The organism is Microbacterium sp. Y-01, from assembly GCF_003856715.1.
In the GTDB taxonomy this organism is placed as follows: Bacteria; Actinomycetota; Actinomycetes; order Actinomycetales; family Microbacteriaceae; genus Microbacterium; species Microbacterium algeriense.
This window is the reverse complement of record NZ_CP024170.1, coordinates 676,474-702,490: the sequence shown is the minus strand read 5'-3', so window position 1 is coordinate 702,490 and position 26,017 is coordinate 676,474. Positions and strand designations below refer to the sequence as shown.

The window sequence follows — 26,017 nt, the reverse complement described above, 5'->3', positions numbered from 1 at the left end:
ACTTGCGTGGAGTCGCGGGGTCCTCAGCGAACGTTGCCGTTGGAGCAGGTCTCCTGAGCGGCCGAGTTGCCCTTGATCGAGTCGGGGAGCGCCACGACGTTGTCGGGGGTCGCCGCGGGATCGGGCGTCGCCGACGGGTCGACCGGCGTCTCCTCGACGGGCGTCGTCGGCTCCTGCACCACCACGCCGTCGTTGCTGTTGTTCTGGTGGGTGATCTGCAGCTGGGCGTTCTGCTCGATCGCCTCCCAGAGCGCGGTCGCCGCCTGGTAGTTCGGCACCACCTTGTTTGGGTTCGCGGAGTCCGCACCCGTCGGGTACTGCACGAAGACGATGTCCTCGAACGGGACCGACTTCACCGCCAGGGCGATCTGGACCAGCGTCATCGGGTTGTTCGCGAGGGAGGTGCTGGCCTCGAGGTTGTTCAGAGCGGTGTTGGCCAGCTTGAGCATGACGGGCACGTTCCCGAGCACTTCGCCGCTGATCATCTTGCGGGCCAGGCTCGACATGTACTGCTGCTGGTTGCCGATGCGTCCCAGATCGCTGCCGTCCCCGACGCCGTGGCGGGTGCGCAGGAACTGCAGCGCCTGCAGTCCCTCGACCGTGTGCGTTCCGGCGGCCATGTCCAGGCCCGTGTAGCGGTCCTTGATGGGGTTGGCGAGGCAGACGTCGACACCGCCGATGGCGTTGGTGATCTCGATCACACCGCCGAAGGTCACGGATGCCGCGAACTGCACCTCCTGGTCGGTGAGCTCGGAGATGGTCTTGACGACGCAGTTCAGGCCGCCGTCCGTGTAGGCGACGTTGAGCGGCTGCTTGCTCATCGCCGAGTGGGTGTTGCCGTCCTCGTCCACGCACTCCGGGATGGGGAGCATCAGGTCGCGGGGGAAGCTGACCACGGTGATGCGACGCGGCTCCTGCGAGACGTGCACCAGCAGGTTCACATCGTTGAGCGTGCCCTCGGCGTCGCTGCCGGTGCAGCGGTCGCCGAACAGATCCGCGTACTTCTCCTCGCAGGTGTCCACACCCGTGAGCACCAGGTTGAAACCGCCCTCGTACTCGCCGATGTCCGGCGGTACGGCCTCCTGGCCTTCGAGCTCGACGGCGTTCGCGGAAACCGTGCTGGAGAGGTCGTAGAAGACGTACGCGCCGACGCCGAGACCGCTGACGAGGACGACCGCGAGACCGATCGCGATGAACTTCAACAGCTGGCTGACGGTGCTGGGGCTCTCCAGCTGACCGTGCCGGGCGATGGTGCGGCGGCGCCGGGGGTTCTCGCTCACTCGGGCCCTTTCGGATTCAGCATCGGTGCGGGGGCACCGTGCTCAGCATGCGGAGGGTGTGGGATTCGAACCCACGAGACATCTCTGCCCACTGGTTTTCAAGACCAGCTCCATCGGCCGCTCGGACAACCCTCCCGACAGACGCCGTCTGTCGACCAGGCGTGAGTCTAGCCGAGTTCTATTCTCCCGTGCTGACCTGGGCGGGCGCTGGAAGCGTGTCCAGAGCCTGCGCGAGTCCGCCGTCCACGACATCGGCGGTCACCTCGCCCGCCGCGTCCTTCACCTCGGAGGGCGCCTGCCCCATGGCCACTGCACGACCGCCGAGGGAGAGCGCCCAGCCGAACATGCCGATGTCGTTGCGTCCGTCTCCGGCGACGAGGATGCGCTCCGGGGCGAGCCCGAGCTCGGTGCGCACCTGCTCCAGGGCCGTGCCCTTGTCGACACCCTGGGGGGCGATGTCGAGCCATGCGGTCCAGCCGATGGCGTAGGAGACCTCGTTCAGACCAGCGTCGGCGACGAGGCGGTGGAAGTCGTCCTCGTCGTGGCCGGGCGAGACGACGACGATGCGCGAGACCGGGAGCGCGCCCAGCTCCTCGAAGTCGACCTGGCGGCCGCCGTCGAGCGTCCAGTCGTCGAGCTGCTCCGTGAACAGGCGCTGCCCCGAGGCGAGCTCGACCATGTATCTGGCGTCCGGCAGCCGGTCGCGCAGCAGGGAGAGGACGGGCGTCGGATCGAACGTCTCCACCTTCCAGCGCTCCCACTCATCGCCGGATCGACGCATCGTGACGGCGCCGTTGGAGCACACGACGTAGTCGGCGGTCAGGCCCAGCTCCTCGACGTAGCGGCGCGTCGCCATCCAGCTGCGCCCGGTCGCGATCGTCACGAGGTGACCGGCATCCCGGACGCGGCCGATGGCCTCCGGCACGCCGGGGCTCATGGTCTCGTCCTGCAGCAGGATCGTGCCGTCGACGTCGAGCCCGATCAGCCAGGAGTCCGTCACCGGGCCGCCCGCCCCTCGGTCAGCGGGCGGATCACATCCAGCCCGCCGAGGTAGGGACGGAGGATCTCGGGCACGCGCACCGAGCCGTCGGCCTGCTGGTGCGTCTCGAGCAGCGCGACGATCCAACGCGTCGTGGCGAGCGTGCCGTTCAGCGTGGCGACGTGCTGCGTCTTGGCGGTCCCCTGTGCAGCGTCGGCGGCATCGACCGTCGGGCGGTACCGCACGTCCAGACGGCGCGCCTGGAAGGTCGTGCAGTTCGAGGTCGAGGTGAGCTCGCGGAACGCGCCCTGCGTCGGAACCCAGGCCTCGATGTCGTACTTGCGGGCGGCGCTCGAACCGAGGTCTCCCGCTGCCACGTCGATCACGCGGTACGCGAGGCCCAGGGAGGTCAGCATCTCCTCCTGCAGCGCGACGAGACGCAGGTGCTCCGCCTCGGCGTCCTCGGCGGTCGTGTAGACGAACATCTCGAGCTTGTTGAACTGGTGCACCCGGATGATGCCGCGGGTGTCCTTGCCGTGCGAGCCGGCCTCGCGACGGTAGCAGGTCGACCAGCCCGCGTAGCGGAGGGCGCCGTCGGCAAGGTCGACGATCTCGTCCTTGTGATACCCGGCGAGCGCGACCTCGCTGGTTCCGACGAGGTACAGGTCGTCGTCCTTGTCGAGGTGGTAGACCTCATCCGCGTGCTCGCCCAGGAAACCGGTGCCCTGCATGATCTCCGGCCGCACGAGCGTGGGCGTGATCAGCGGGACGAAGCCGTTCTGGAGCGCCTTGTCGAGGGCCAGGTTCATGAGGGCGATCTCGAGGCGCGCCCCGATCCCGCGCAGGAAGTAGAAGCGGGCGCCGGAGACCTTCGCCCCGCGCTCCATGTCGATCGCACCGAGCATCTCGCCGAGTTCGAGGTGATCGCGCGGCTCGAAATCGAACGCCGGCACCTCGCCCACACGGCGGAGTTCGACGAAATCCGCCTCTCCGCCGGCAGGAACGCCGTCGATCACGACGTTCTCGATCCGAGCGAGCGCGACGGATGCCGCCTCGGCTGCTTCGTTGGCGGCGTGCTGGGCCTGCTTGACGCGTTCGGCGAGGTCTTTCGCCTGCGCCACGAGCGCGGCCTTCTCCTCCTTGGACGCCTTCGCGACCTGCTTGCCGAACGCGTTCTGCTCGGCGCGCAGCTCCTCGAACGCGGCGAGCGCGGCGCGGCGCGATCGATCGGCCTCGAGTGCGACGTCGACGGTGCTCTGGTCGTTTCCACGAGCAGCCTGCGAACGGCGGACGATCTCCGGATTGTCGCGGAGGAGTGCGAGGTCGATCATCCGTCAAGTCTACGGTGAACGCCCCGACGTGCAGGATGGGGAGCCCGACGCGGATGGCGGTTTAGAGTAGCGCCATGACCACGAGCGCACCCGTCCAGCGACAGGCGGCGCTCGTCTACAACCCCATCAAGGTCGACGGCAAGAACCTGCGAGCCCGTGTGCGCGACCTCTCGCGTGAAGCCGGGTGGGAGCATCCGGCCTTCTACCCGACGACGGTCGAGGATGCCGGGCAGCTCGCCACGGCGCAGGCTCTCGAGCGCGGGGTGGATGTCGTCCTCGTGGCGGGCGGCGACGGCACGGTTCGTGCGGTGTCGGAGGCGATCGCCGGCACGGGAGTGCCGCTCGCGATCCTGCCGAGCGGCACCGGCAATCTCCTGGCCCGCAACCTCGGGCTGCCGCTCGGCGATCCGGACGAGATGATCCGCGCCGCCCTCGGGGACTTCCGGCATCCGATCGACATCGGCTGGGCGCGCATCACGCGCGAGGACGGCACGGAATCCGAGCACGCGTTCGTGGTGCTCGCCGGCATCGGCCTGGATGCGGACATGATCGCGAACACCCGATCCGATCTGAAGAAGTCCGTCGGGTGGATCGCTTACGTGGACGGAGCCGCGCGATCCCTGCCGAGGGCGAAGCCGTTCCGCACGGTCTACCAGATCGATGAGGGCCGGCTGCACACGCATCGGGCGTACAGCGTGCTCTTCGCCAACTGCGGCACGCTTCCCGCGGGCATCGCGCTGATCCCCGAGGCCTCGATCACGGATGCCGCGCTCGACATCGCCGTCATCCAGCCCACCGGGGTGCTGGGCTGGGTCGCGGTGTGGCGGAAGATCTGGTGGGACAACTCCGTCCTCCGACGGTTCCGCGCAGGCCGACGCGTGCTGGAGCGCCGCGGCCGGAACGCGTCAGTGCACTACTTCCGCGGGGCTGCGGCCGAGGCCGCGGTGCCCGAGTCGACCCCCGTCGAGCTCGACGGCGATGAGTTCGGCTCCGCAGTGCGCATCACCTGCTGGGCTGACCCCGGCGCGCTGCTGCTGGCGTTGCCGAGCGGCCACCCCGTCGCGATGATCTGAGCGAGCGGTGCCCTCCGGGTCAGCGGACCTCGACCGTTCCGTCGAGCCCCCCGCCGACCATCGTCAGGGTGAAGGTCTTGTCGTCGTCGACCGTGTCGTCGCCGAAGGCGAGGATGGTCGCGCGGGGCACCATGTCCATGGTGCAGACCTGATTCCCGTCGGTCGCAAAGGTCACCGTCCCGGCGTCGCCGGACCCCTCCACCGACTCGACGACCGGAAGGCAGGTCGACGACCCCCATGTCAGCAGCACGAGGCCGCTGTCGTCGAACCAACCCGCGGAAGGCAGGTACTCGGTGGGCGTGCCCGGTGTGCCGGAGGCGTCCGGGTCGCCGTCGAGGTCAACGTCGTCCGTCATGTCGCCGTACGTGATGCGGAGTTCGATGTCCTTCGTCGGATCGACACCCTCCGGAAGGGCCCCGATGCTGGCACGCGGGGCGAGGTCGGCGGTGCACGCCTTCTCGGTGGCGCCGTCGCCTTCGGGCTCGACGAGCGTCGCCGTCACGGTCTGCCCCTCCGCGGTGACCTGATCGACCTGCGGCACGCACGTCGAGGATCCCCACGTGACGACCGCGAACATGCGTCCGTCGTCGAGCAGCGCACCCTCGATGTCGTCGTGGTCCTCGCCGCTGCCGGCATTGCCGGGTCCGCTCGACGGATCCGAGGTCGAGTGCGGTGCGGCTCCACCGGGGCCGACGGTGCAACCGGCGAGGAGGAGGACGGCCACGAGGGCGGAGGACGCGGCGACGGCGAGCCTGGTGGGGGTCATTCCCTCAGGCTACTCGCGCCGCGGAACCGCGGGTAGCCCGCCCGCCCGCCTACTGCAGCGCGGAGGTGAGGCGAGCCAGGTTGTCGAGGACCGTCGAGCGCAGCGGCTGCTCCATCCACTCCTCCAGCGTGAGCTCACGGCTGAGCGAGCGGTACTTGTCCTCGACCTCGCGCATCTCGTCGACGAACTCCTCGCCGCGCACGAGCATCGACACCTCGAGGTTGAGACCGAACGAGCGCATGTCCATGTTGCTCGAGCCGATGACGGCGACCTCGTCGTCGATCGTCAGCGTCTTGGTGTGCAGGATGTAGGGCTTGCGGTACATCCAGATGCGCACGCCCGCCTTGAGCAGCACCTCGTAGTAGCTGCGCTGGGCGTGGTAGACCATCGCCTGGTCGCCCTCTTCGGAGACGAAGAGCTCGACATGGACTCCCCGGTCTACGGCGGCGGTGACGGCGAGCAGCAGAGCCTCGTCCGGGACGAAGTAGGGGCTCACGATCATGATCTTCTTCTTCGCCGCGTACAGCAGCGCGAGGAAGAGGCGGAGGTTGTTCTCGACCTCGAACCCGGGACCGGACGGCACCACCTGACAGTCGAGGTCTCCGGAACCGATGTTGGCGTGCGCGATGTCGATCTCCTCGAGCACGACATCCGTCTCGCTGTACCAGTCGCTGAGGAAGATCGCGTTGACGCTGAGCACGACCGGTCCGTCGAGGCGCACCATGAGGTCGACCCAGTGCAGACCGCGCTTGATGTTCTTCTTCAGGTTGTAGGTCGAGTCGGTGATGTTCTGCGAACCGAGGAACGCGACCACACCGTCGACGACGAGCAGCTTGCGGTGGTTGCGCAGGTCGGGGCGCTGCATCTTCCCCTTGAGCGGCTGCACCGGGAGCATGAGGTGCCAGTCGGCGCCCATCGCGTTCAGTCGCGCGATCGTCTGCCGGTAGCGCGGCTTGCCCCTGTTCGCCCAGTGGTCGAGCAGCACGCGCACTTCGACTCCGCGCGCCGAGACCTCCTCCAGCGCGCGGAAGAAGTTGTCGGTGGAGTCGTCCGACTGCAGGATGTAGAACTCGACGTGCACGTACTGCTGGGCCGTGCGGATGGCCTCGGCCATCTCGTCGAGCGACTCCTGATAGTCCGAGATCAGGTGCGCGCCGTTGTCACCGGAGAGCGGCAGGGCACCGAGCCTCTGGTTCATCTGCACGATCGGGCCGAACCAGGCGGGGGCGTTCGGGCGCAGGGTGCCGAAGTGCAGGTGCTCGCTCGTCTCGGCGATGTACTCGTTGATCTGGTCCTGCTTCCGCCGACGCGCGCGCGGGAGGCGCGGATTGCCGATCACCAGGAAGAGGAACACTCCGACGAAGGGGATGAAGAACACGGCGAGCAGCCATGCCATCGCCGCCGTGGGGCGACGGTTGCGTGGGATCACGATGATGGCCGTGACACGGATGATGATGTCGAGCACCAGGAGGAAGGCGGCGATCCACCAGCCCCAGGTCTCCGCAGTCATCGTGCTCCCTCGCCACCGCAGTGACCATAACGTCCGAGGCGCACCGGGCACGGTGCGCTGGCTTCACAGTAGCCGATGGGTCGGACTCAGACGCGCGGCGGCAGGCCGCGTGCGGCGCGCTCCTCGGCCTCGATCTGCGCGTGCACCTTGCGCTCGGTGCGATCGAACCGGAGGATGCCGCGGACCACGACGAAGAACACGATGCTCACCCCGACGGTCGGCAGTAGCGACCATGCCACGGCGACCCAGATGTTCTCCATCCCTCCATCGTACGCGAGCGACTCTTCGTGCACATTCGCGCGTTCCCAGGATCTGCGTCCACAAGCGTCCGTTCCGCCGTCGCCGCGCGTGCGATTCGACGACACTCTCGGGATGACAACCGTTCTCCACGCCACCGATTCCGCCGCCTTCCTCGGCATCGTCCCCTCGCTCGCCGGTTTCACACCGCGGGAGAGCGTCGTGCTGCTGCCCTTCCACGGCAGCCGCACCGACGGAGCGATGCGCCTCGACCTCCCCGACGACGACATCGACCTGGACGCATACGCCGATGCGGCCGTCGGCCTCACGGCGCGCGTGCCGGAGACCGACGCCATCGCGGTGGTCGTGTACACCGACCAGGAAGCGCATCCCACGCGCGACGGTCTCGTCCTCCCGTATGCGGTCGTCGTCGATGAAGTGCTGGGCTGCGCCGAAGACGCCGGACTCCGCATCGTCGACGCGCTGTGCGTCACTCCCTCGGGCTGGGCGAGCTTCCTCGAGGCCGAACCGCAGCTGCATGCGCTCGAGCACATCCGCCCACTCCCCTCCGCCGCCGGCGATGACGTCCGCGGCGACCAGTCGGCGGGGGTGGACCTTCCGGAGGTCGACTTCGCGGAGAAGGAACGCGTGGGAAGGGCGGTCGTCGAGCTCGCAGCCGTTCTCGACGCGAGCGCGACAGGGCGTGTGAGCGGCCGCGAGAACCCGCAGCTCATCGCCGCGCTCGTGCTGCTGGAGGACATCCCGGTCTTCTTCGAATCCGCTCTCGCGGCTCCCGATGACCTTCCGCCGTTCGCGACGGCGGCACTGCTGTGGTGTCTCGACCGGCCGTTCCTGCGTGACGTCGCGATCGCGCAGTGGGCGACTGATCTCTCCGGTGGAGTCCGAACACTGGGGGCGCAGACGGCGTTCGCCCACGCGGGTCGTGCATTCCCCGACGACCTGGGCCGGGTCTTCCTCGGACAGGGCGCGATGCCCGACACCGAGCGACTGCGCGACGCGCTCGCCGTCGTCCGTGGCGCAGCTGCCCGCGCACCACGATCCTCCCGACCCGCACCGCTCACGGTCGCCGCATGGCTGGCCTGGGCACTCGGCCGGGCCACTCACGCGGGACGCTACCTCGAGATGGCACGGGAGATCGACCCGGACTACTCGCTGGCGGTGCTTCTGGAAGCCCTGATCGGCAACGCCGTGCTTCCGGAATGGGTGTTCCGACGGGGGCAGCGGCGGTGACGAGGGGCGAGCCGACGCTACTTGACGAGGGGGAAGAGGATCGTCTCCCGGATCCCCAGTCCCGTGATCGCCATCAGCAGCCGATCGATGCCCATGCCCATTCCCCCGGACGGCGGCATGCCGTGCTCGAGAGCGCGGAGGAACTCGTCGTCGACCGGCATCGCCTCGACGTCACCACGGGCGGCGAGCTTCGCCTGCTCGACGAAGCGCTCGCGCTGGATCACGGGATCGACGAGCTCGGAGTACCCGGTGGCCAGCTCGAAGCCGCGGATGTACAGATCCCACTTCTCCACCACTCCCGGGATCGACCGGTGCTCCCGCACGAGCGGCGACGTGTCGACCGGGAAGTCCATCACGAACGTCGGTCGGACCAGGCCGCCCTTCACGAAGTGCTCCCAGAGTTCCTCGACGAGCTTGCCGTGGGTCGCCTGCGGGGGCAGGTCGACGCCGCTCTCCTCGGCGAACGCGATCAGGTCCTCGACGGAGTCCTGCGGGGTGACGGTGCGACCGGAGGCCGCCGAGAGAGACTCGTACATCGAGATGCGGTCCCACTCGCCGCCCAGGTCGTACTCCGTGCCGTCGGCCCAGGTCACCGTCGTGGAGCCGGCGACCTCGATGGCCGCCTTCTGCACCAGCTCCTGCGTCAGCGCGGCCATCTGGTTGTAGTCGCCGTAGGCCTGATACGCCTCGAGCATCGCGAACTCGGGGCTGTGCGTCGAATCGGCGCCCTCGTTGCGGAAGTTGCGGTTGATCTCGAACACCCGCTCGATCCCGCCGACGACCGCGCGCTTGAGGTACAGCTCCGGCGCGATCCGCAGGTACAGCTCGGTGTCGAAGGCGTTGGAGTGGGTGATGAACGGCCGCGCGGAGGCCCCGCCGTGCTGCACCTGCAGCATCGGAGTCTCGACCTCGAGGTAGTCGTGGCTCGCGAAGGTCGCTCGCAGGCTCGCGTTCACGGCGGCGCGCGCGCGGACGGTGGTGCGCGCCTGCTCGCGGACGATCAGGTCGAGGTAGCGGCTGCGCACGCGCCCTTCCTCGCTGAGCTCGGCGTAGGCGTTGGGAAGCGGCAGGATCGCCTTGGCCGCGATCGCCCAGTCGTCGGCCATGATCGACAGTTCTCCGCGACGGCTGGAGATGACCTCGCCGTGCACGAAGACGTGGTCACCCAGGTCGACGTACTCCTTCCAGTCGGCCAACGACTCCTCGCCCACGTTCGCGAGGGAGATCATGGCCTGGATGCGGGATCCGTCACCCGCCTGGAGCGTGGCGAAGCAGAGCTTGCCGGTGTTGCGGCTGAAGACCACGCGCCCCGCGACCCCGACGATCACGCCGGTCTCGGCGCCGGCCTCGAGCTCGCCGTACTCGGCGCGCAACGAGGGAATCGTGTGGGTGACGGGGACGGCGACCGGGAACGCTCCCCCGCCCGGGTCCGTCCGCTTCTCGATCAGACGCTCGCGCTTCGCGAGTCGCACGGCCTTCTGCTCGTGGACGTCCTCTTCGGAGGAAGGGTCGGTCGAGGCCGATTCGGGCGCGGCGGACGCGTCAGTCATGTGGGGGGCTCCTTGGAAGTCCCTGCCAGTTTACCGAGGCGGCGTGCGGACTCTCCGCCCAGGCTGGGTAGCCTCGAACAATGGGCCATCCACGGATCCTCCGCGCGTTCGCTGTCCTCATGCTCGCCTTCGGGGCGGTGGTCATGCCCACCGCCGCCACGGCAGCCCCGGCCGAGCACACCTCGGCCGTCGCCTCGCAGGCGCAGACGGCGGTCACGGCCGACGATGAGGACGACTTCTCCTACAGCTCGTGGACCTCCGCGTACGAGGTCGGGCTCGATGACGAGGGCCGCGCGCGGATGCACGTGACGGAGACCCTGGTCGCCCGGTTCCCGGAGACGGACCAGAATCGCGGCATCGTCCGAGGCCTCGCCACCGAGTACCAGGGAGCGAGCACGGAGACCACGGTCCTGTCGGTGACCGATGAGACCGGCGCAGCGGTGCCGTACGAGACCGAGGAGGACGACGGACTGCTCTTCGTCCTCACGGGAGACGACGACTACGTGCACGGCCTGACCACCTACGTCATCGAGTACGAGATGCGGGACGTGATCCTGGCGACTGAGCCGGCTGCCGGGTCGTCGAACCCCTCGGTGGACGAGTTCTACTGGAACCTGCTGCCCCTCGACAGCACGCAGCCGATCGACCGGTTCCGCGCCGAGATCGTGTTCGACGCCGAGATGAGCACGAAGCTCACCGGCGACACCCGTTGCTACACGGGACCGGCAGGGTCGACGGAGGAGTGCGAACTCGCTGGGCCCGGTACCGAGGACGGACGGGCGACGTTCGACGTCGAAGCCGCGGAGCTTCCGGCCGGAGACGGGGTGACGGTCGCCGTCGGCTTCGAGGCGGGCACCGTCGCGCAGCCTCTCGCTCGCACGCCGGATCCCGTGGGCGACGTCGCCCCGGTGGCCGCGGCCGTGGGCGCGGTGGGTGTGTCCGTCGGCAGCTGGGTGGCCGTCTCCGCGTTCGCCCGTCGTCGGCGCACGGCGACCGGGGTCGTCGTCGCGCAGTACGACGTACCGGATTCCCTGCCGCCGTTGGTCGCAGCGGCCCTCGTGCCCGGCGCCAAGGATGTGATCCCGGCGGAGATCGTCCATCTCGCGGTGCGCGGAGCACTGCGCATCGAGGAGGGCACCGCATCCGAGGAGCCGCGGCTGCGCCGCATCGCCGGGGCACCCGCTCCCGACGCTCTCGACGCACAGGCGCTCGACGCGCTCTTCCTCGGTGCTGCTCCGGAAGGAGTCGTCGATCTGCCCGCAGCGGACGAGGCCTTCGCGGCGCGCATGACGGCTCTGCAGCAGGGCGGCCTGCTCGAGGCGGAGTCGCGCGGCCTCACCGAGAAGGCGCGGAGTCGCGGTGCCGTGATCGTGCAGTGGTGCGCCATCGCGATCGCCCTCGTGGGCCTGACGCTGGGGATCGTGGCCGCGAGCACGGGCCGTCTCTCCGCGATCCCCGGCCTCGTCGCCGCCGCCTTCGCCGTCCTTCTCGTGCTGCTCTCCAGCCTCTATGCGTTCTCCCGGCACACGGTCCCCACCGCCGAGGGTGCCCGCGTCTCCGAGTATCTGCAGGGCGTGAAGGAGTTCATCCGCGTCGCGGACGCCGACCGTCTTCGCATGCTGCAGTCGTACACCGGTGCCGAGCGCCGTCCGGACGGCACCGCCGACGTCATCCACGTGTACGAGAGGCTCCTGCCCTACGCGATCCTGTTCGGTCTGGAGGACGAATGGGGTGATGTGCTGGAGCAGGCATACGCACGGGAGCAACGCGGTGCGGCCTGGATCGGCGATCCCGGCTCCTTCCTGCTGCGAGCGCAGCTCGCATCCTTCGTCGCGTCGTCGCACTCGGCTGCGACATACTCGGCGCCGTCCAGCTCGTCGAGCACAGGTGGATCGTTCGGCGGCGGATTCTCCGGAGGGGGCGGGGGAGGCGGGTTCTCCGGCGGGCGCTGAGCGACCGCCGGGCTCAGCTCAGCGGCGCCTCAGCGGAGCGGTGCCTCAGATCAGGGGCGGTTCGTCCGAGGCTTCGCGCAGCGCGCGCTCCACGGTCGACTGCACGAGCGCCGACAGGTAGCCGCCGGGGTTCTCGACCCCGATCTCGCGGAGGCGTGCGGTCGACTGACCGATGATGGATCGCGAGAACTCGGTGGCCGTCGCGATCGCGTCCGCATACGCGGGGCGGTCCTCTTCGGCGATCACCACGGGCTCGCACCCCATCTCCACCGCGAGCGCCTGTGCGATGGGCAGCACGGCGGCAGGCGCGGTCACGGCCGCGAAGCCCGCCTGCAGCTGTCGGAGGTCGATCGAGGTTCCGGTGAACGTGATCGCCGGATGAACCGCGAGCGGGATCGCCCCGCGCTCGGCGGCCGGACGAAGAACCTCGATGCCGTACGCCGGGTCGGTGTGCAGCACGAGCTGGCCGATCTGCCAGCCGCCCACCTCGGAGATGCCGGAGACGAGCGACGGCAACTGCTCGGACGGCACGGCGAGGATCACGAGCTCCGCCCGACGGACGACCTCCAGAGCGTCCAGGACGGGGACGTCCGGCAGCACCGCAGAGGCGCGTTCATCGTCGGAACCGCTCGTGATCCCGACGACCGCGTGTCCGGCTCCGGCGAGCGCCGCTCCGACGACCGGACCGACCCGACCGGCGCCGATGATCCCGACGCCGAGGCGTCCGTCACGGACCACGCTCACTCCCCCGGCGCAGCGGGTGAAGCGGGCGGCGCAGGCGGGGCGACCGGAGGCGCAGCAGGCGGAGCGACCGGAGGCGCGGGCGGCGGGGCGACCGGAGGCGCAGGCGGCGTCTGCCCCGGCGCGGTGAAGACCGGCGGCGGGCCCGTGTAGGGCGGCGGGGCCACGGGCGCGGCCACGGCCGTCGGCGTCGACGCGTGCTCGCTCCACCGATGGGTCGTATCCCGAGACGCCGCCTCCGCGGCGGCTCGGCTGACATCGTCCAGGAGCGCCAGCGCATCGGCGCGCTCGAGCCCGGAGAGGTAGCCCGTGATAGGCCCGGGCACGGTGTGCACCTGCGCTCCGGACACGCGCTGCGCCCGGTCGATGGGTCCCTGGCTCAGCGAGACGCCCTGGAGCCGCGCCAGCGGGAACACCGCGAGCTTCCGCCAGATGTTCCCGCGTCGGAGGATCAGGCCGAACTCCTCGACGAGGTAACCGTGACGCTTCCAGGAGACCGGACGGCGCCACCACGCGCGACGGGGCATCCGACGGTACGCGTCGCCCTCGCTCGGCCCGACCACGCCCTGATCCCAGAGCGAGGAGATGCTCGCGGCGGGGACATCCGGCAGCACGAGGGCGAGCACGCGCTCGACGTCCGCGCGCTTGCCGACCGGGAGGACGACGTTGAACTGCTGGCCGCTCCCCGACGACTGCTGCGCCGCGCTCTTGCCGCTCATGCGGTTGATCTTGATCATCCACCAGCCGAAGGGACGCCACAGCAGCGACTGCGAGACCTCGACGGCGAAGATGCGCCCTGGCGGCAGCGTCTCGGTCACGGTCGTCAGCAGTCCGTAGGTGATGCGCACGCCGTCGGGCGTCGGCGCGATCGAGTACCGCAGCGACTTGGAGATCTGCGCCCAGGTGATACCGACCACGGCGATGACCATCGGGATGCCCATCCCGAGCCCGATGCCGAGGAGCACGACGCCGCCGTCCGGGTCGCCGTCGACGAGCATGCCGATGAGCGTGCTGCCGATCGCGACGGCGAAGATCACTCCGAAGAAGACCAGCCACAGCAGGCCCGAGATCAGCTGCGATCCGACGAGTCGACCGGTCGGGATCTTGACCACGCTCTCCGGCACCACGTCGGCGAGGTCGACGCCGGCGATGAGGTCGTTGACCCCCGCGTTCATCGAGCCGACGAGCTGCGCGCGCGCGGACGCGGGCGCCGCAGCGGCCGCTCCCGCGGCGTCGGGGTTGAGCGCGGCGTGACGCGCCGCTCGCGCGCCGGAGGCCAGACGCAGGATGTCCGCACGCACCGACTCGGCGCGAGGCGTCGCCAGGTACTCGAGCTCGACGTTCGCGTCATTGCCGGCACCCACGACTTCGAGCTTCGCCAGTCCGATGATGCGAGCGGGGAACGGTCGGGTCAGGTTGACTCCCTGCACCCGGTCGAGCGGCGCCCGCCGGTGCGAGCGGAAGATGATGCCCTTGCGCACCTCGACGTGGTCGCCGGTGATCCGGAACTGCTGGAAGCGCCAGACGAACCAGAAGATCGCCACCAGCACGAGGACGAGTCCGAGCACGCTGAGCAGAGCGACGAGGATCAGGTTGTTCGCCAGTACCCAGTCGACTGGATCGCCGCCGGTGTAGTCGCCGTAGTGGGCTTCCTCGGGCGTGAACAGCGCGACGAGCCAGTTGATGACGCGATCGCGCATGTTCGCGACCACGATGCCGGCCACGATGATCAGCGCCAGACCGCCCTTGAAGAGCGGGGTGAGCGGGTGCATCCGGTGCCACTCGCCGTTCGCGAGCGTGGTCGACGGCTCCACGGCGGATGCCTGCGGGCTCGGCGTCAGGGGAGGCTGCGGCTCGCTCACAGGCCGGTCCGACGCGTCTCGGCGACCTGGATGAGGGTGTCGCGCAGCGCTTCCGATGCCGCCTGCGTCAGGCCCGGGATCTGCACGCCGGTGGTCGCGGCGGCCGTGACCATCTTCAGCTGCGAGACCCCGAAGGCGCGGTCGAGGGGCCCCTGGGTGATGTCGACCAACTGCATGCGTCCGTAGGGGACGGCGATCATCCGCTGCCAGAGGATGCCCTTGCGGAACACGATGTCGTCCGCACGGAGCATGTAGCCGATCGCCTTCGCCTGACGGGGCAGGATCACCAGCGTGATGACCGTGATCAACAGGATCACGCCGGCCGGGATCCATACCCAATCCTGCTCGAGCACGACGTTGAGCACGACGGCGACCGCGACGACGATCGCGATGAAGATCACGTTCTGCACGATCTGCGAGACGACGTAGCGCGGCGAGATCTGGTGCCATGTGCCGTCGAGCTCGAGCCTGGCCTCGTTCCGCGCGGTGCGCAGCTTCGCGTAGGTCCCCTGGTCGAGGGCGTCGAGGTCAGTGCCCTCCGCCGGGTTCAGGGGCGCGGTCTCTGGGTTCTGAGTCATCAGGATCCTTCGGCAGGGTGCAGAACTGTTCAGCGACGAGCGCGGCGACGACGAGGACGATCGCGCTTCCGATGAGGGCCAGCATGGCCACAGTCGACCCTACCGGGGGTTCGATCGGCCGTGTCAGGAGGAACAGCTGCAGCCCCGCGCCGAAGCCGGCCAGAATCGCGCCGAGCAGGCTCGATGCACGGGCGAGCGTCGCGGCCCGCAGAGCCCGGAACGGATCGATGCGGACGCCCGACCGGACGCTGCGCCGGACCGGCCAGGCCACTCCGAGGGACGCCGCCGCGATCAGCAGGAGCAGCACCGGCAGCAGCAGGGACGGGGTGAAGGTCGCGCGACCGCCCGCCGTGAGCAGGTGATCGAGAAGGAAGCCGCCGCCGGCGCCGAGCAGGGCGAGGACGACGAGCAGTCCGGCCGAGGTGCGTCTCATTCCTCGCCCCTGGCGCGGAGGGACGCCGCGAGCTCGGCGACCCTGCCCCACCCCGGCAGCACGGCGTCGGGGTCGACGTCCAGCCAGGGTTCGAGCACGAACAGGCGCTCTGCGGCGCGCGGATGCGGCACCTGCAGCCGCGGTTCGTCCGAGACGAAGTCGCCGTACGCGATGAGGTCGAGGTCGAGGGTGCGGTCGCCCCAGCGCTCTCGACGCTCCCGCCCGTTCTCGTCTTCGATCGCGTGCAGCATGCCGAGCAGGATCTCCGGCGCCAGACGCGTGGTCACCAGCGCGACCGCGTTCACGTAGCCGGGGGCGTCGGGATCCGGCCCGTCGAGACGCAGGGCGACGGTCTCGAACAGGGCGGACAGGCGCACGTCGCTGACCAGCGGCAGCCGTGCGATGCGCTCCGCAGCAGCGCGGATCGTCTCGTGTCGGTCGCCGAGGTTCGCGCCGAGCGCCACGACCGCGACGGTCTCCGGTCGCGCGGGGCGAGGACCGGGCAGCTGCGGGGGTTTCGCGAGGCTGCGGCTCATGCGGTGATGTCCTCGAGCCACTCGGGCCCGCGGCTGCGGTGCACGGTCACCGCGACATCGGCGAAGTTCCGGTCGATCGGGGCGTGCGGCTTGTGCACGGTGACGGTCACGTTCTGCACGCGGGCGTCCTGCAGCGCCACCGCGGCGATCCGCTCGGCGAGGGTCTCGATCAGGTTGACGGGCTCGCCCTCGACGACTCCCGCCACCTTCTCGGCCAGTTCGCCGTAGTGCACGGTGTCGGCCACGTCGTCCGAGGCGGCGGCCTGCTCCAGCGACATCCGCAGCCGGAGGTCGACCACGAACTCCTGGCCGTCCTCTCGCTCATGCGCGTACACGCCGTGGCGGCCGAAGACGGTCAGACCGGTGAGGACGATCTCATCGAGGAAATCCATGCCTCTAGCGTACGGGGGCGACCCCCAGGGCGCGCCCCTCAGCCTTCCCAGGCGTGCGCGACGGCGAGGGCGTCGCGGGTGGCGGCCACATCGTGCACGCGGACCGCCCAGACGCCGGCCCGCACAGCGAGGGCGCTGGTCACGGCGGTGGCGAGGTCTCGCCGCGCCTCGGAGACCTCTTCGTCCTGGCCGCCTTCGCCACGCAGCACCTCCGCGAGGAACCGCTTGCGCGAGGTGCCGATGAGCACGCGCGGGCCGAGCGCGATGATCTCGTCGAGCCCGCGCAGCACGTCCCAGTTCTGCGTGCCCGCCTTCGCGAAGCCGATACCCGGGTCGAGGATCAGGCGCGAGGGAGCGATCCCGGCGGCTGCTGCTTCGCCCATGCGCTCCTGGAGCTCGCCGGCGACTTCGCGGGCCACCCGGCGGTACTCGGCGTGCGCGTACATGTCCGCCGAGAAACCGCGCCAGTGCCCGATCGCGAAATCCGCTCCGGACTCCGCGACGGCCGCCCGCATGTCCGGATCGGCCAACCCGCCCGAGACGTCGTTCACGATGCGGGCGCCTGCGCGGACCGCCGCTGCGGCGGTCTCGGCGCTCAGCGTGTCGATGCTGACGGGCACGCCGGCCGCGGCGAGCTGTTCGATCACCGGGATCACGCGCTGCTGCTCGACATCGGTGCCGACGCGCTCGGCTCCGGGCCTGGTCGACTCTCCGCCGACATCGAGCACGGCGGCCCCGTCCGCGCGCAGCCGGAGACCATGGGCGACGGCCGCGTCCACGTCGAAGTACCGTCCTCCGTCGCTGAACGAGTCGGGCGTGACGTTGACGATGCCCCAGATACCCGTCATCAGAGAGCGGACCCGTCGCGGGACGCCCCCGAGCCGGCGGACAGTCCGATGAGCGTGATGAGCTCGGTGCGAGCGACCGGATCCGCGTAGACGCCGCGCGCGGCGATCGTGAGCGTCGAGGCTTCCGTCTGGCGTCCGCCGCGCATCGTGACGCAGCCGTGGCTGGCGTCGAGCACCACGAGCACGCCGCGGGTGTCGAGGTGCTCGGCGATCGTATCGGCGATCTGCTCTCCGAGGCGCTCCTGCACCTGCGGTCGCGCCGCAAGCACCTCGACCACGCGCACGAGGGCACCCAGTCCGACGACCTGCTCGCCCGGCAGATACGCGATGTGCGCGTGACCGGCGAAGGGCAGGAGGTGGTGTTCGCAGACCGAACGGAAGCGGATGTCACGCAGCAGCACCGCCCCGGACGGGAGGGTGTCGGGCGCAGGGCCTCGTGTCACGCTGATGGTGTGCGCGAGCGGAGCCGCTGGGTCCTCCCCCACTCCGGAGAAGAACTCCGTGTACAGCTCGGCCATGCGCGACGGCGTCTGCTTGAGCCCCGGTCGATCGGGATCCTCGCCGATCGCCTCGAGCAGCTCCCTGGTGAGTCGCTCGACGCGCTGCCTGTCGACGGTCACGTCACGCCGTTGCGGGCCGCGGGTGACCGGCTCCGGCCGACCCCTGCTGGGTGCGCGGTGCGCTGCTGGGCGCCTCGACCGATGCGGCGAGCGAGACGTCCTTCTTCGGCACGTCGATCGGCGGACGCTCGGAGACCGGGCGGTCCTCGCTCGACAGCCACAGCGGGCGCTCGGGGAGCTTCTTGACCTCGGTGAAGATCTCCGCGATCTGGTTGTGGTCGAGGGTCTCCTCCTCGAGCAGCGCGAGGGCGAGCTTGTCGAGGATGTCGCGGTTCTCGCTGATCACGGCGTAGGCCTCGTTGTGGGCCTGCTCGATGAGCGCGCGCACCTCGGCGTCGACCCGCTCCGCGACCTTCTCGGAGTACTCGCGGCCGCGGCCCATGTCACGGGCGACGAACATGTCGCCGCCCTCGGTGCCGAGCTTGACCGGGCCGACCTGCGTCGTCATGCCGTACTCGATGACCATCTTGCGGGCGATCGAGGTGGCCTTCTCGATGTCGTTCGACGCACCCGTGGTGGGGTCGTGGAAGACGATCTCCTCCGCGACGCGGCCTCCCATCGCGTAGGTGAGCTGGTCCTGCAGCTCGTTGCGGGTGACCGAGTACTTGTCGTCCAGCGGCAGCACCATCGTGTAGCCGAGCGCCTTGCCGCGCGGCAGGATCGTGATCTTCGTCACGGGGTCGGTGTAGTTCATCGCCGCCGCAGCGAGAGCGTGGCCGCCCTCGTGGTAGGCCGTGATGAGCTTCTCCTTGTCCTTCATCACGCGGGTGCGACGCTGCGGACCGGCGATCACGCGGTCGATGGCCTCGTCGAGCGCGCGGTTGTCGATGAGCTGGGCGTTCGAGCGCGCCGTGAGCAGCGCGGCCTCGTTCAGCACGTTCGCCAGGTCGGCACCGGTGAACCCTGGGGTCTTGCGGGCGACGACCTCGAGGTCGACGTTCTTCGACAGCGGCTTGCCCTTGCTGTGCACCTCGAGGATCTTCTGGCGACCCTTGAGGTCGGGGGCGTCGACGCCGATCTGGCGGTCGAAGCGGCCGGGGCGCAGCAGTGCGGGGTCGAGGATGTCCGGTCGGTTGGTCGCCGCGATCACGATGACGTTCGCGTTCGGGTCGAAGCCGTCCATCTCGACGAGCATCTGGTTCAGGGTCTGCTCGCGCTCGTCGTTGCCGCCGCCCATGCCGGCACCACGGTGACGACCGACGGCGTCGATCTCGTCGATGAAGATGATGGCCGGCGCGTTCTCCTTCGCCTGGCTGAACAGGTCGCGCACGCGGGAGGCACCGACGCCGACGAACATCTCGACGAAGTCGGAACCGGAGATCGAGTAGAACGGGGCGCCGGCCTCACCCGCGACGGCGCGGGCAAGGAGGGTCTTACCGGTTCCGGGAGGGCCGTACAGCAGCACGCCCTTCGGGATGCGGGCGCCGATGGCCTGGAACTTCGCCGGATCCTGGAGGAACTCCTTGATCTCGTGGAGCTCTTCGATGGCCTCGTCCGCGCCGGCGACGTCGGCGAAGGTGACCGTCGGAGTCTCCTTGTTGACGAGCTTGGCCTTGGACTTGCCGAACTGCATGACCTTGCCGCCGCCGCCCTGCATGGACGACAGGAGCCACCAGAACAGCAGGCCGAGCAGCACGAGCGGAAGAAGGAGCGAGAGGAAGCCGTCGAACCAGGTCGCGCGCGGGACGGCGTCGTTGAAGCCGTCCTTGGGGGCTGCCTCGTTGATCGCGCTGACGACCTCGTCGGCACGCGCATCGACGTAATAGAACTGCACGTTCTCGGAGCCTTCGAAGGGCTTCGAGAGCGTCATGTCGACCCGCTGATCCCCGTCGGTGTTCACGACCTCGGTGACCGTCGTCCCGGACAGGAGCTTCAGTCCCTCCTGGGTCGTGATCTGCTTGGGCGCGCCCAGATTGGAGATCAGCAGGAATCCGCCGAAGAGAAGCACGCCGATCAGCGCGACGTAGATCAGCGGATTCCGGGTGAGCTTCTTCACATCCATGATCGGATCAGCGTATCGCGCGCGCCCTAGGCGGGCGCTGTGCGTTCACCCACGGCGCAACGCCCGTCGCTGCCCGCGGGTCGCTGAGCCTGTCGAAGCGTGGGTCGCTGAGCCTGTCGAAGCGTGGGTCGCTGAGCCTCTCGAAGCGTGGGTCGCTGAGCCTGTCGAAGCGTGGGTCGCTGAGGCTGTCGAAGCGTGGGTCGCTGAGCCTGTCGAAGCGTCAGCTGTAGACGTGGGGCGCCAGCACGGCGACGTCCCGCAGGTTGCGGTACCGCTCCGCGTAATCCAGCCCGTAGCCCACGACGAACTCCACCGGGATGTCGAAGCCGACGTACTTGCAGTCGATCTCGACCTTGGCTGCCTCCGGCTTGCGCAGCAGCGCGAGCACCTCGATCGACTCCGCGCCGCGGGACTCGAAGTTCTCCAGCAGCCAGCTCAGCGTGAGGCCCGAGTCGATGATGTCCTCGACGATGAGCACGTGCTTGCCGTGCAGGTCGGTGTCGAGGTCCTTCCGGATCTGGACGACACCGCTGGACTTCGTACTGGCGCCGTAGCTCGACACGGCCATCCAGTCCATCGGGGCGTGGAAGGGCAGCGCCCTTGCGAAGTCGGCCATGACCATGACGGCACCCTTGAGCACGCCGACGAGGATGAGGTCTTTGCCCTCGTAGTCCTTCGCGACCTGCGCCGCGAGCTCGTCGAGCTTGGCGTGGATCTCCTCCTCGGTGACGAGGATCTGTGCAAGGTCGTCCTGGATCTCCGCGGCGCGCATGGATCGATTTTAGGCGACGCGGCGGTGTGCTCCGGTCCCGGGCTGCGACCGCCCCCTCAGGAGTGGATTTCGTCGTGGTCTCCGCGCGTCGTCTTCGGACTGAGCACGGAGATCTCGACCGTCTCGAACTTGCCCTCCTCGGAACGAACCCACGTCACCTCGACGTACCAGTCGTCCTTCGCATAGGCGTCGGCCGTCCTTCGGCCCTCTGCCGTCTCGCGGGCCTTCGTCTGTTCCCACCCGTCGTCGAGCAGGCCGTTGGCGATCGCCTTCGCGGCGTCCTCCGAGGCGGCGGGCCGCTGGACCGGTTCGATGTACGCATCGACCTGCCACCAGACCGAGTCCTGCGGAGAGGGGTCGGCGGAGACCGGATTCTGCAGCATGCGCCCCGACGACTCGACGTCGGGGGGAGTCGTCGGAGCGAGGTCGGCCGGGACCAGGGCGATCAGTTCGTCGGCCAAGCCCTCCGCCTCTGCCTGATACTCGTCGAGTCGACTGTCTGTCTCGGTCACCATCGTGCAGCCTCCCAGCGTCAGGGCCACGAGAACGCCGGCCATCAGCGCGACGGCACGTGCGGTCATCTTCATCATTCGATCCTCGCGTACTCCGGTTCGAAACCCGACTTGTCGATGCCGTCGATCTGCACCGGGGCCTGCACGATGGGTCCGGCTCCCGGCACGACGATGGGTCGCGGGTTGTAGACATAGTCCGGCGCGAAGAGCATGGCGTCGCCGCCGGTGATGACAGCGATGATGTTGTCGAACGCCACCGATCGGGGGTCATACACGGAGCTGTGGCTGTCGATACCCCGCGGCGTGCCGTTCCCCTCGACGTTGTAGTCCTCGAGGTCAACCAGGCGATCACCGTTGTCGTCCTTGATCCACCCCGTCTCCAATCGGGTGACACCGTCCGCGGTCAGCGGCGACTGCCCGTGCATCTGCTCCGGCCCGTTGCCCTGGATCAGTCCGACGACGAGATCACCTCGCGCCATCATCGAGTAGTGCGGGACTCCGGAGGTCTGCGGGAAGTCCTCGATACCGCTCACCCCAGCGCCCATACCTGCCGCTGAGACGTAGAGGATGCGGTCGGCGACGAGACCCGCTTTCTCGGCGAGCCCGACGGTCGCCCCTCCGTAGCTGTGGCCCAGCACGGTGAGGGACGAACCATCCGGCTTGTCGATTCCGGCGACGAAGTCGACCAGCTTCGGCGCGAGGTCCCGCGAGAAGGAGGCGTCGGTCGGTCCGGGCAGTTCCAGTTGCGGGAACGTGCCTCCCGCCCACTGGAACACCGCGGTGTCGGGGCCGGCCGACCGGTAGAGCTGCGCACCCGTTCCGTCACCGAAGCTGGTCATGGTCGTCGTGGTCCCCGGGACCGACACGGCGACGTTGCGGATCCACGCGGGGATGTCTCCGGTGATCGGATCGATCGGGCCGTGGTACGTGGCCACCGCGTCCGCGCCCGGGTCGAAGACGACGACGCGCGCGCCTGCCCCGCTCTCGGTGTGCTTTCGCTCGCTCTCGTCCCACCACGTGTAGTCCTGGTCGAGCAGGCTCTGCCAGTAGTCGATGGGCTCGCGCAGCTTCGCGATCTCGTCGAGGTAGCCCTTCGCCTCCCAGGCGTCGGCGCGGTCGCCGGTCTTGAGGCTGTCGACCAGCGCCTGGAGCCGGGCGATCTCGGCTTCCCTTCGCGCGATCTCATCGCGAATGTTGGTGTGGTTGGCCGTGACGCGGTCGCGGATCGGGATGCCGTTGAGGTTTCCCAGGATGAGGGATGACGCGGCCAGGAGCGCCGCCCGCGTCTCGTCGTCCATCGCGTTCCACGTCTCGCGGATGATGTCGGGGTCGCCGAGACCGGCGAGGGATTCCGCCGTGATCGCGTTGACGTTGCCCGCCCACGCGAGGCTCGCGGCGACGAATCCGCCAGGGCCGACCTTCCCGCCCTGGGTGACGGCGGTGATGAGGGGTACGGCGGCGAGCGCGCTCACGGCCTTCTGATCGATGGCCGCGCGCTGCTCCGCGAGGGCGTTGTAGGAGGCGAGCGCGGTGCGGTAGCCGTCGATCGCGTCCTGCCAGCGGCGCAGGTAGCCGGGGTCGTCGAGGTACATCCATGACGGAAGCACCGCGTCCCACGGAAGCGCCCAGCCGGTGACGAACTCGCTGGCGGCGTTGAGTGCCTCCGCGCGTCGGACGAAGATGTGGTCGTACGCGTTCTGGGCGGTCCGGAGGCGCCGCGCGGCCTCGCTCTTCAACGCCTCGAGGTCTGTCGCGTACGTCGACACGGCGGCGGAGATCCCGTCGAGCCCTTGGGCCGTCTCCCCGAGGCGCTGCGCGAGGAGCACGACTCTGGTGCCGAGTTCAGCCGCCGCCGACGAAGTCATCGAGGTGAGGCTGGCGAGGGCCGCATCCGCGTCGCCCTTGCGCTCCCGCGAAGAGCTCGCACGGGTGGTGAAGGCGGTCGCGTAGCCGTTCACCGCCCCGACATCGCCCTTGGCCGGGTCGTCGACGATTCCCGGAAGGCTCATCGTGCCGCCTGCGCCAGGGTCTCGTCGGACGCTGTGAACGTGGAGGCGACGGAGGCCGTGTCGGCCGCGGAGTTCGTCGCCGTCTGCGCGAGTGCGGAGAGGATCTGCGTCAGCAGCGACTCGGCCTCGCCCAGCGCGCCTTCGACGGAGGGCGAACCGGTGCCGGCGAAAGACAGGCACGACGTGATGACCGGCGCGGCACCTGCCGTCAGCCGCGCCTGCGCCGTGTCGAGCGCGTCCTTCTGGACATCGAGATCGGACATCGGTACTCCTTCCCCCCGGAGCTTCCACCATAGGGCCGCGTGTTGCACGACGGCGATGGGGAGATCTCCCCATCTCCCGCCATCCGCACTACTGTGATCGGTGACGCGGGCGGACGCCCACCGACGGAAGGAATCCTCATGGCTCTTGATGACATCCTCACCCAGGTGCCGATCGACGACATCGCCGAGAAGCTGGGCGTCTCGCGCGACGAGGCGAAGGTCGCGGTCGAGCAGGGCGGCGCCGTGCTCCTGGGCGGACTGGCGAAGAACGCCGAGACCACCGAGGGCTCCGCGGCGATCGAGGCCGCGCTCAAGAAGCACTCCGGCTCGACGCCCGCCAGCACGGTGGACGACATCGATCAGGCCGACGGTGGCAAGATCGTCGCGCACATCCTCGGCTCGAAGGAGAAGGAGGTCACGAAGGAGCTCACGGAGTCGGAGGCGACCCCCGGAATCGACTTCGGCAAGCTCCTGCCCATCCTCGCCCCCATCGTCATGGGTCTCATCGCGAACGCGACGAAGGACAAGAGCGCCAAGACCGACGCCGGGGCGGAGAGCTCCGGCGGCATCGGCGACGTGATCGGCGGCATCCTCGGCGGCGGCGACAAGGTCGGCTCGGGCGGCGGCATCGGCGACGTCATCGGCGGACTGCTCGGCGGCGGGAACAGCGGCTCGGGCGGCGGCATCGACCTCGGCGGCATCCTCGGCGGACTGTTCGGCGGGAAGAAGTAGCCCGCCCTCCGCGCTCCGTCTGGGCGAAGCTCCCGATCAGCGACCGGATGCGGTGATGACGATGCGTCCGCCCCTGCGGGCGGCTGCGCACCCGGGCAGGTCGATCGGCCCCTGACCCCGCCAATCGGTGACGAGCCGGGCGACCTCGAGGGTCTGCGCGCGGGTGAGGGCGACCCCGAACTCGCTGTCGACGACGAGGCGGATGATCCTGTTCCGCAGGGCGGCGGGGTTCGCGGCGAGCGCGGCCACGCTGACGGAGATGCCGGCCTCGGCGTGCTCGACGATGTCCTCGATCGTCTCGTGGATCATCTCGTCGAAAGCCTCGGCGTCTTCACGCAGCTGCTCGGCCGTCCGGGCGAGAGCTTCTGCGATACCCGGACCGAGTTCGGTCTCGAGCACCGGCAGCACACGCTCGCGCACGCGCACTCTGGCGTACCGTGCGTCGGCGTTGTGGGGATCGCTCCAGGCCGTCAGGCCGGAGGTCGCGCAGAACGCCTGCGTCGTCTCCCGGCGCACCGCGAGCAGCGGTCGGATCCACTGCAGGCCGTCGTCATCCTCGCGGACCGGGGCCATGCCCTGCAGGCTCGCGGCTCCGGAGCCTCGCGCGAGACCCAGGAGCACCGTCTCGGCCTGATCGTCCAGGGTGTGACCGAGGAGCACGGCCGCCGCCGACACGTCCAGGGCGGCGTCGCGCAGAACCCGGTACCGGGCGTCGCGGGCGGCGGCCTCCGGACCGCCTGCCCCGTCGACGGCCACCCGCACCACGAGGGCATCGAGGCCGAGGTCGCGCGCGGCGCCCGCTGCCGCCTCCGCGACGGCGGCCGAGTCATCCTGCAGACCGTGATCGACCGTGAGGGCCGCCGCGCGCAGCCCGCATCGCGGCGCCTCGAAAGCCACGGCCGCGGCGAGCGCCAGGGAATCGGCCCCTCCGGAGAGACCGACGATCACGGTCGACCCCTCGGGAAGCTCGGCGAGCGCGGTGCGCACGGCCAGGCGGATCTCAGCGATGACAGGAGGGAGAGACGGCACGCTTCCACGGTAGGGCACGGCCGTCGCGGGGCCGAGCGGATGCAGCGCCGCATCGGCCGGACTATCCTGACGCCGTGACCGACAACGCGCGTACGCGACCCTTCCGCACCGAGCGGTTCAAGGCCTTCGTCGACGCCGTCGTGGCCATCGCGATGACCCTGCTCATCCTGCCGCTGCTGGAGGCCGTCTCCGATGCCGCCTCCGGAGACCTCACGACCGCGGAGTTCTTCCGCGAGCACTCGGGGCAGTTGGTCAGCTTCGGGCTGAGCTTCCTCCTCATCGCCATGTTCTGGATGGGGCACCACAGCCAGTACCGCGACGTCGAGTGGATCACGGTGCCGCTGCTGTGGATCAACGTCGCGTGGATGGCGACGATCGTCTGGCTGCCCGTGCCGACCGCGATGCTCGGCCAGCTGGACTCCGATGCGCTCCAGGCCGTGGTCTACATCGGGACGCTCATCATGACGCAGGTCACGACGCTCGCGGGCTGGCTCTACCTGCGACGGCACCCCGAGCTCACGACGGCGCCGCCGGCGGTCCTGCGCGCCGGCGTCGTCGGCGACCTCGCCGCGATCATCCTGTTCGCGATCGCGCTCGTGATCGCGGTGTTCACCGCGCCGAACGGGTACGTCGCCCTGTTCATCCTGCTGTTGAACGGTCCGCTCTCCCGGCTGCTGAACCGCGTCATGCTCCGCCGCGAGGGCGGATCGGACGCCGAGGCGCCGCCGGTAGGCTAGTCCGCGGCATCCAACCGAACCT

At 69.5% G+C, this 26,017-nt stretch carries 26 protein-coding genes and 1 tRNA gene; 5 read left to right on the top strand and 22 right to left on the bottom strand.

Features of this window, described 5'->3' with window-relative positions; genetic code table 11:
- Nucleotides 1–23 precede the first annotated feature (23 nt).
- The 4 genes from CSX12_RS03205 to serS form a co-directional block, all read right to left on the bottom strand.
- The gene (locus CSX12_RS03205; RefSeq protein ID WP_124894830.1) at nucleotides 24–1,280 is read right to left on the bottom strand and encodes an LCP family protein; all 1,257 of its coding nucleotides are present in this window, start codon (nucleotides 1,278–1,280) and stop codon (nucleotides 24–26) included.
- Nucleotides 1,281–1,330: 50 nt separating this feature from the next.
- Nucleotides 1,331–1,415 (bottom strand) — tRNA-Ser (locus CSX12_RS03200).
- Between the two features lie 43 nt (nucleotides 1,416–1,458).
- Nucleotides 1,459–2,280 carry an HAD hydrolase family protein gene (locus CSX12_RS03195; RefSeq protein ID WP_017204692.1) on the bottom strand — a complete coding sequence of 274 codons (822 nt, stop codon included), beginning with the start codon at nucleotides 2,278–2,280 and terminating at the stop codon, nucleotides 1,459–1,461.
- Entirely contained in the window at nucleotides 2,277–3,590 is a 1,314-nt protein-coding gene (gene serS, locus CSX12_RS03190; protein ID WP_124894829.1) for a serine--tRNA ligase, read from the bottom strand. Before serS ends, CSX12_RS03195 begins: the two co-directional genes overlap by 4 nt.
- A 74-nt stretch (nucleotides 3,591–3,664) precedes the next feature.
- On the opposite strand from serS, the gene CSX12_RS03185 reads away from it, so the two are divergent.
- Nucleotides 3,665–4,663 carry a diacylglycerol kinase family protein gene (locus tag CSX12_RS03185; RefSeq protein ID WP_124894828.1) on the top strand — a complete coding sequence of 333 codons (999 nt, stop codon included), beginning with the start codon at nucleotides 3,665–3,667 and terminating at the stop codon, nucleotides 4,661–4,663.
- Nucleotides 4,664–4,682: 19 nt separating this feature from the next.
- Here the strand turns inward: CSX12_RS03185 and CSX12_RS03180 are convergent, their stop codons facing one another.
- The 3 genes from CSX12_RS03180 to CSX12_RS18445 form a co-directional block, all read right to left on the bottom strand.
- Nucleotides 4,683–5,429, bottom strand: a complete 747-nt coding sequence (locus tag CSX12_RS03180; protein WP_017204689.1) for a hypothetical protein — start codon at nucleotides 5,427–5,429, stop codon at nucleotides 4,683–4,685.
- Between the two features lie 49 nt (nucleotides 5,430–5,478).
- Complete coding sequence (gene cls / locus CSX12_RS03175) at nucleotides 5,479–6,939, bottom strand: cardiolipin synthase (protein ID WP_017204688.1); 1,461 nt, start codon at nucleotides 6,937–6,939, stop codon at nucleotides 5,479–5,481.
- An 86-nt stretch (nucleotides 6,940–7,025) separates the two neighbouring features.
- Entirely contained in the window at nucleotides 7,026–7,199 is a 174-nt protein-coding gene (locus CSX12_RS18445; RefSeq protein ID WP_017204687.1) for a hypothetical protein, read from the bottom strand.
- A 112-nt stretch (nucleotides 7,200–7,311) separates the two neighbouring features.
- Here CSX12_RS18445 and CSX12_RS03170 point away from each other — a divergent pair, with 112 nt between their 5' ends.
- Nucleotides 7,312–8,427: a DUF4192 family protein gene (locus CSX12_RS03170; protein ID WP_124894827.1), complete on the top strand. Its 1,116-nt coding sequence runs from the start codon at nucleotides 7,312–7,314 to the stop codon at nucleotides 8,425–8,427.
- Between the two features lie 17 nt (nucleotides 8,428–8,444).
- On the opposite strand, the gene lysS is transcribed toward CSX12_RS03170, so the two are convergent.
- Nucleotides 8,445–9,977 (bottom strand): lysine--tRNA ligase, encoded by a 1,533-nt coding sequence (lysS, locus tag CSX12_RS03165; protein WP_124894826.1) that lies wholly within the window; start codon nucleotides 9,975–9,977, stop codon nucleotides 8,445–8,447.
- Nucleotides 9,978–10,057: 80 nt separating this feature from the next.
- Between lysS and CSX12_RS03160 the strand changes: the two genes are divergently transcribed.
- Nucleotides 10,058–11,929: a DUF2207 domain-containing protein gene (locus CSX12_RS03160; protein ID WP_124894825.1), complete on the top strand. Its 1,872-nt coding sequence runs from the start codon at nucleotides 10,058–10,060 to the stop codon at nucleotides 11,927–11,929.
- A gap of 45 nt (nucleotides 11,930–11,974) precedes the next feature.
- On the opposite strand, the gene CSX12_RS03155 is transcribed toward CSX12_RS03160, so the two are convergent.
- From CSX12_RS03155 to CSX12_RS03095, 13 genes are all read right to left on the bottom strand, one after another.
- A complete protein-coding gene (locus CSX12_RS03155) occupies nucleotides 11,975–12,667 on the bottom strand; it encodes a DUF2520 domain-containing protein (protein WP_124894824.1) in 693 nt (230 codons plus the stop codon).
- 2 nt (nucleotides 12,668–12,669) lie between these two features.
- Nucleotides 12,670–14,532, bottom strand: a complete 1,863-nt coding sequence (locus tag CSX12_RS03150; protein WP_241160553.1) for a PH domain-containing protein — start codon at nucleotides 14,530–14,532, stop codon at nucleotides 12,670–12,672.
- Nucleotides 14,529–15,110 carry a PH domain-containing protein gene (locus tag CSX12_RS03145; RefSeq protein WP_124894823.1) on the bottom strand — a complete coding sequence of 194 codons (582 nt, stop codon included), beginning with the start codon at nucleotides 15,108–15,110 and terminating at the stop codon, nucleotides 14,529–14,531. The genes CSX12_RS03150 and CSX12_RS03145 overlap by 4 nt, the downstream gene beginning before the upstream one ends.
- Nucleotides 15,061–15,543, bottom strand: a complete 483-nt coding sequence (locus tag CSX12_RS03140; protein ID WP_017204680.1) for a DUF3180 domain-containing protein — start codon at nucleotides 15,541–15,543, stop codon at nucleotides 15,061–15,063. Before CSX12_RS03140 ends, CSX12_RS03145 begins: the two co-directional genes overlap by 50 nt.
- Entirely contained in the window at nucleotides 15,540–16,079 is a 540-nt protein-coding gene (gene folK / locus CSX12_RS03135; RefSeq protein ID WP_124894822.1) for a 2-amino-4-hydroxy-6-hydroxymethyldihydropteridine diphosphokinase, read from the bottom strand. Before folK ends, CSX12_RS03140 begins: the two co-directional genes overlap by 4 nt.
- Complete coding sequence (folB, locus tag CSX12_RS03130; protein ID WP_017204678.1) at nucleotides 16,076–16,471, bottom strand: dihydroneopterin aldolase; 396 nt, start codon at nucleotides 16,469–16,471, stop codon at nucleotides 16,076–16,078. Before folB ends, folK begins: the two co-directional genes overlap by 4 nt.
- A gap of 38 nt (nucleotides 16,472–16,509) precedes the next feature.
- A complete protein-coding gene (folP, locus tag CSX12_RS03125; protein ID WP_124894821.1) occupies nucleotides 16,510–17,319 on the bottom strand; it encodes a dihydropteroate synthase in 810 nt (269 codons plus the stop codon).
- The gene (folE, locus tag CSX12_RS03120) at nucleotides 17,319–17,939 is read right to left on the bottom strand and encodes a GTP cyclohydrolase I (RefSeq protein WP_124894820.1); all 621 of its coding nucleotides are present in this window, start codon (nucleotides 17,937–17,939) and stop codon (nucleotides 17,319–17,321) included. Before folE ends, folP begins: the two co-directional genes overlap by 1 nt.
- Before the next feature lies 1 nt (nucleotide 17,940).
- Nucleotides 17,941–19,941, bottom strand: coding sequence for an ATP-dependent zinc metalloprotease FtsH (gene ftsH / locus CSX12_RS03115; RefSeq protein ID WP_017204675.1), 2,001 nt, complete (start codon nucleotides 19,939–19,941; stop codon nucleotides 17,941–17,943).
- 220 nt (nucleotides 19,942–20,161) lie between these two features.
- Nucleotides 20,162–20,713: a hypoxanthine phosphoribosyltransferase gene (hpt, locus tag CSX12_RS03110; RefSeq protein ID WP_017204674.1), complete on the bottom strand. Its 552-nt coding sequence runs from the start codon at nucleotides 20,711–20,713 to the stop codon at nucleotides 20,162–20,164.
- Nucleotides 20,714–20,769: 56 nt separating this feature from the next.
- Entirely contained in the window at nucleotides 20,770–21,300 is a 531-nt protein-coding gene (locus tag CSX12_RS03105) for a hypothetical protein (protein ID WP_124894819.1), read from the bottom strand.
- Nucleotides 21,300–23,234 carry an alpha/beta hydrolase gene (locus tag CSX12_RS03100; protein WP_124894818.1) on the bottom strand — a complete coding sequence of 645 codons (1,935 nt, stop codon included), beginning with the start codon at nucleotides 23,232–23,234 and terminating at the stop codon, nucleotides 21,300–21,302. The genes CSX12_RS03105 and CSX12_RS03100 overlap by 1 nt, the downstream gene beginning before the upstream one ends.
- Nucleotides 23,231–23,497: a hypothetical protein gene (locus CSX12_RS03095; protein ID WP_017204670.1), complete on the bottom strand. Its 267-nt coding sequence runs from the start codon at nucleotides 23,495–23,497 to the stop codon at nucleotides 23,231–23,233. The genes CSX12_RS03100 and CSX12_RS03095 overlap by 4 nt, the downstream gene beginning before the upstream one ends.
- Before the next feature lie 138 nt (nucleotides 23,498–23,635).
- Here CSX12_RS03095 and CSX12_RS03090 point away from each other — a divergent pair, with 138 nt between their 5' ends.
- Nucleotides 23,636–24,229, top strand: a complete 594-nt coding sequence (locus tag CSX12_RS03090; RefSeq protein WP_124894817.1) for a DUF937 domain-containing protein — start codon at nucleotides 23,636–23,638, stop codon at nucleotides 24,227–24,229.
- Between the two features lie 36 nt (nucleotides 24,230–24,265).
- On the opposite strand, the gene tilS is transcribed toward CSX12_RS03090, so the two are convergent.
- Complete coding sequence (gene tilS / locus CSX12_RS03085) at nucleotides 24,266–25,258, bottom strand: tRNA lysidine(34) synthetase TilS (RefSeq protein ID WP_124894816.1); 993 nt, start codon at nucleotides 25,256–25,258, stop codon at nucleotides 24,266–24,268.
- 74 nt (nucleotides 25,259–25,332) lie between these two features.
- Here tilS and CSX12_RS03080 point away from each other — a divergent pair, with 74 nt between their 5' ends.
- On the top strand, nucleotides 25,333–25,995 hold the full coding sequence (locus CSX12_RS03080; protein ID WP_124894815.1) for a TMEM175 family protein: 663 nt from the start codon (nucleotides 25,333–25,335) through the stop codon (nucleotides 25,993–25,995).
- The last annotated feature ends 22 nt before the right edge of the window (nucleotides 25,996–26,017 follow it).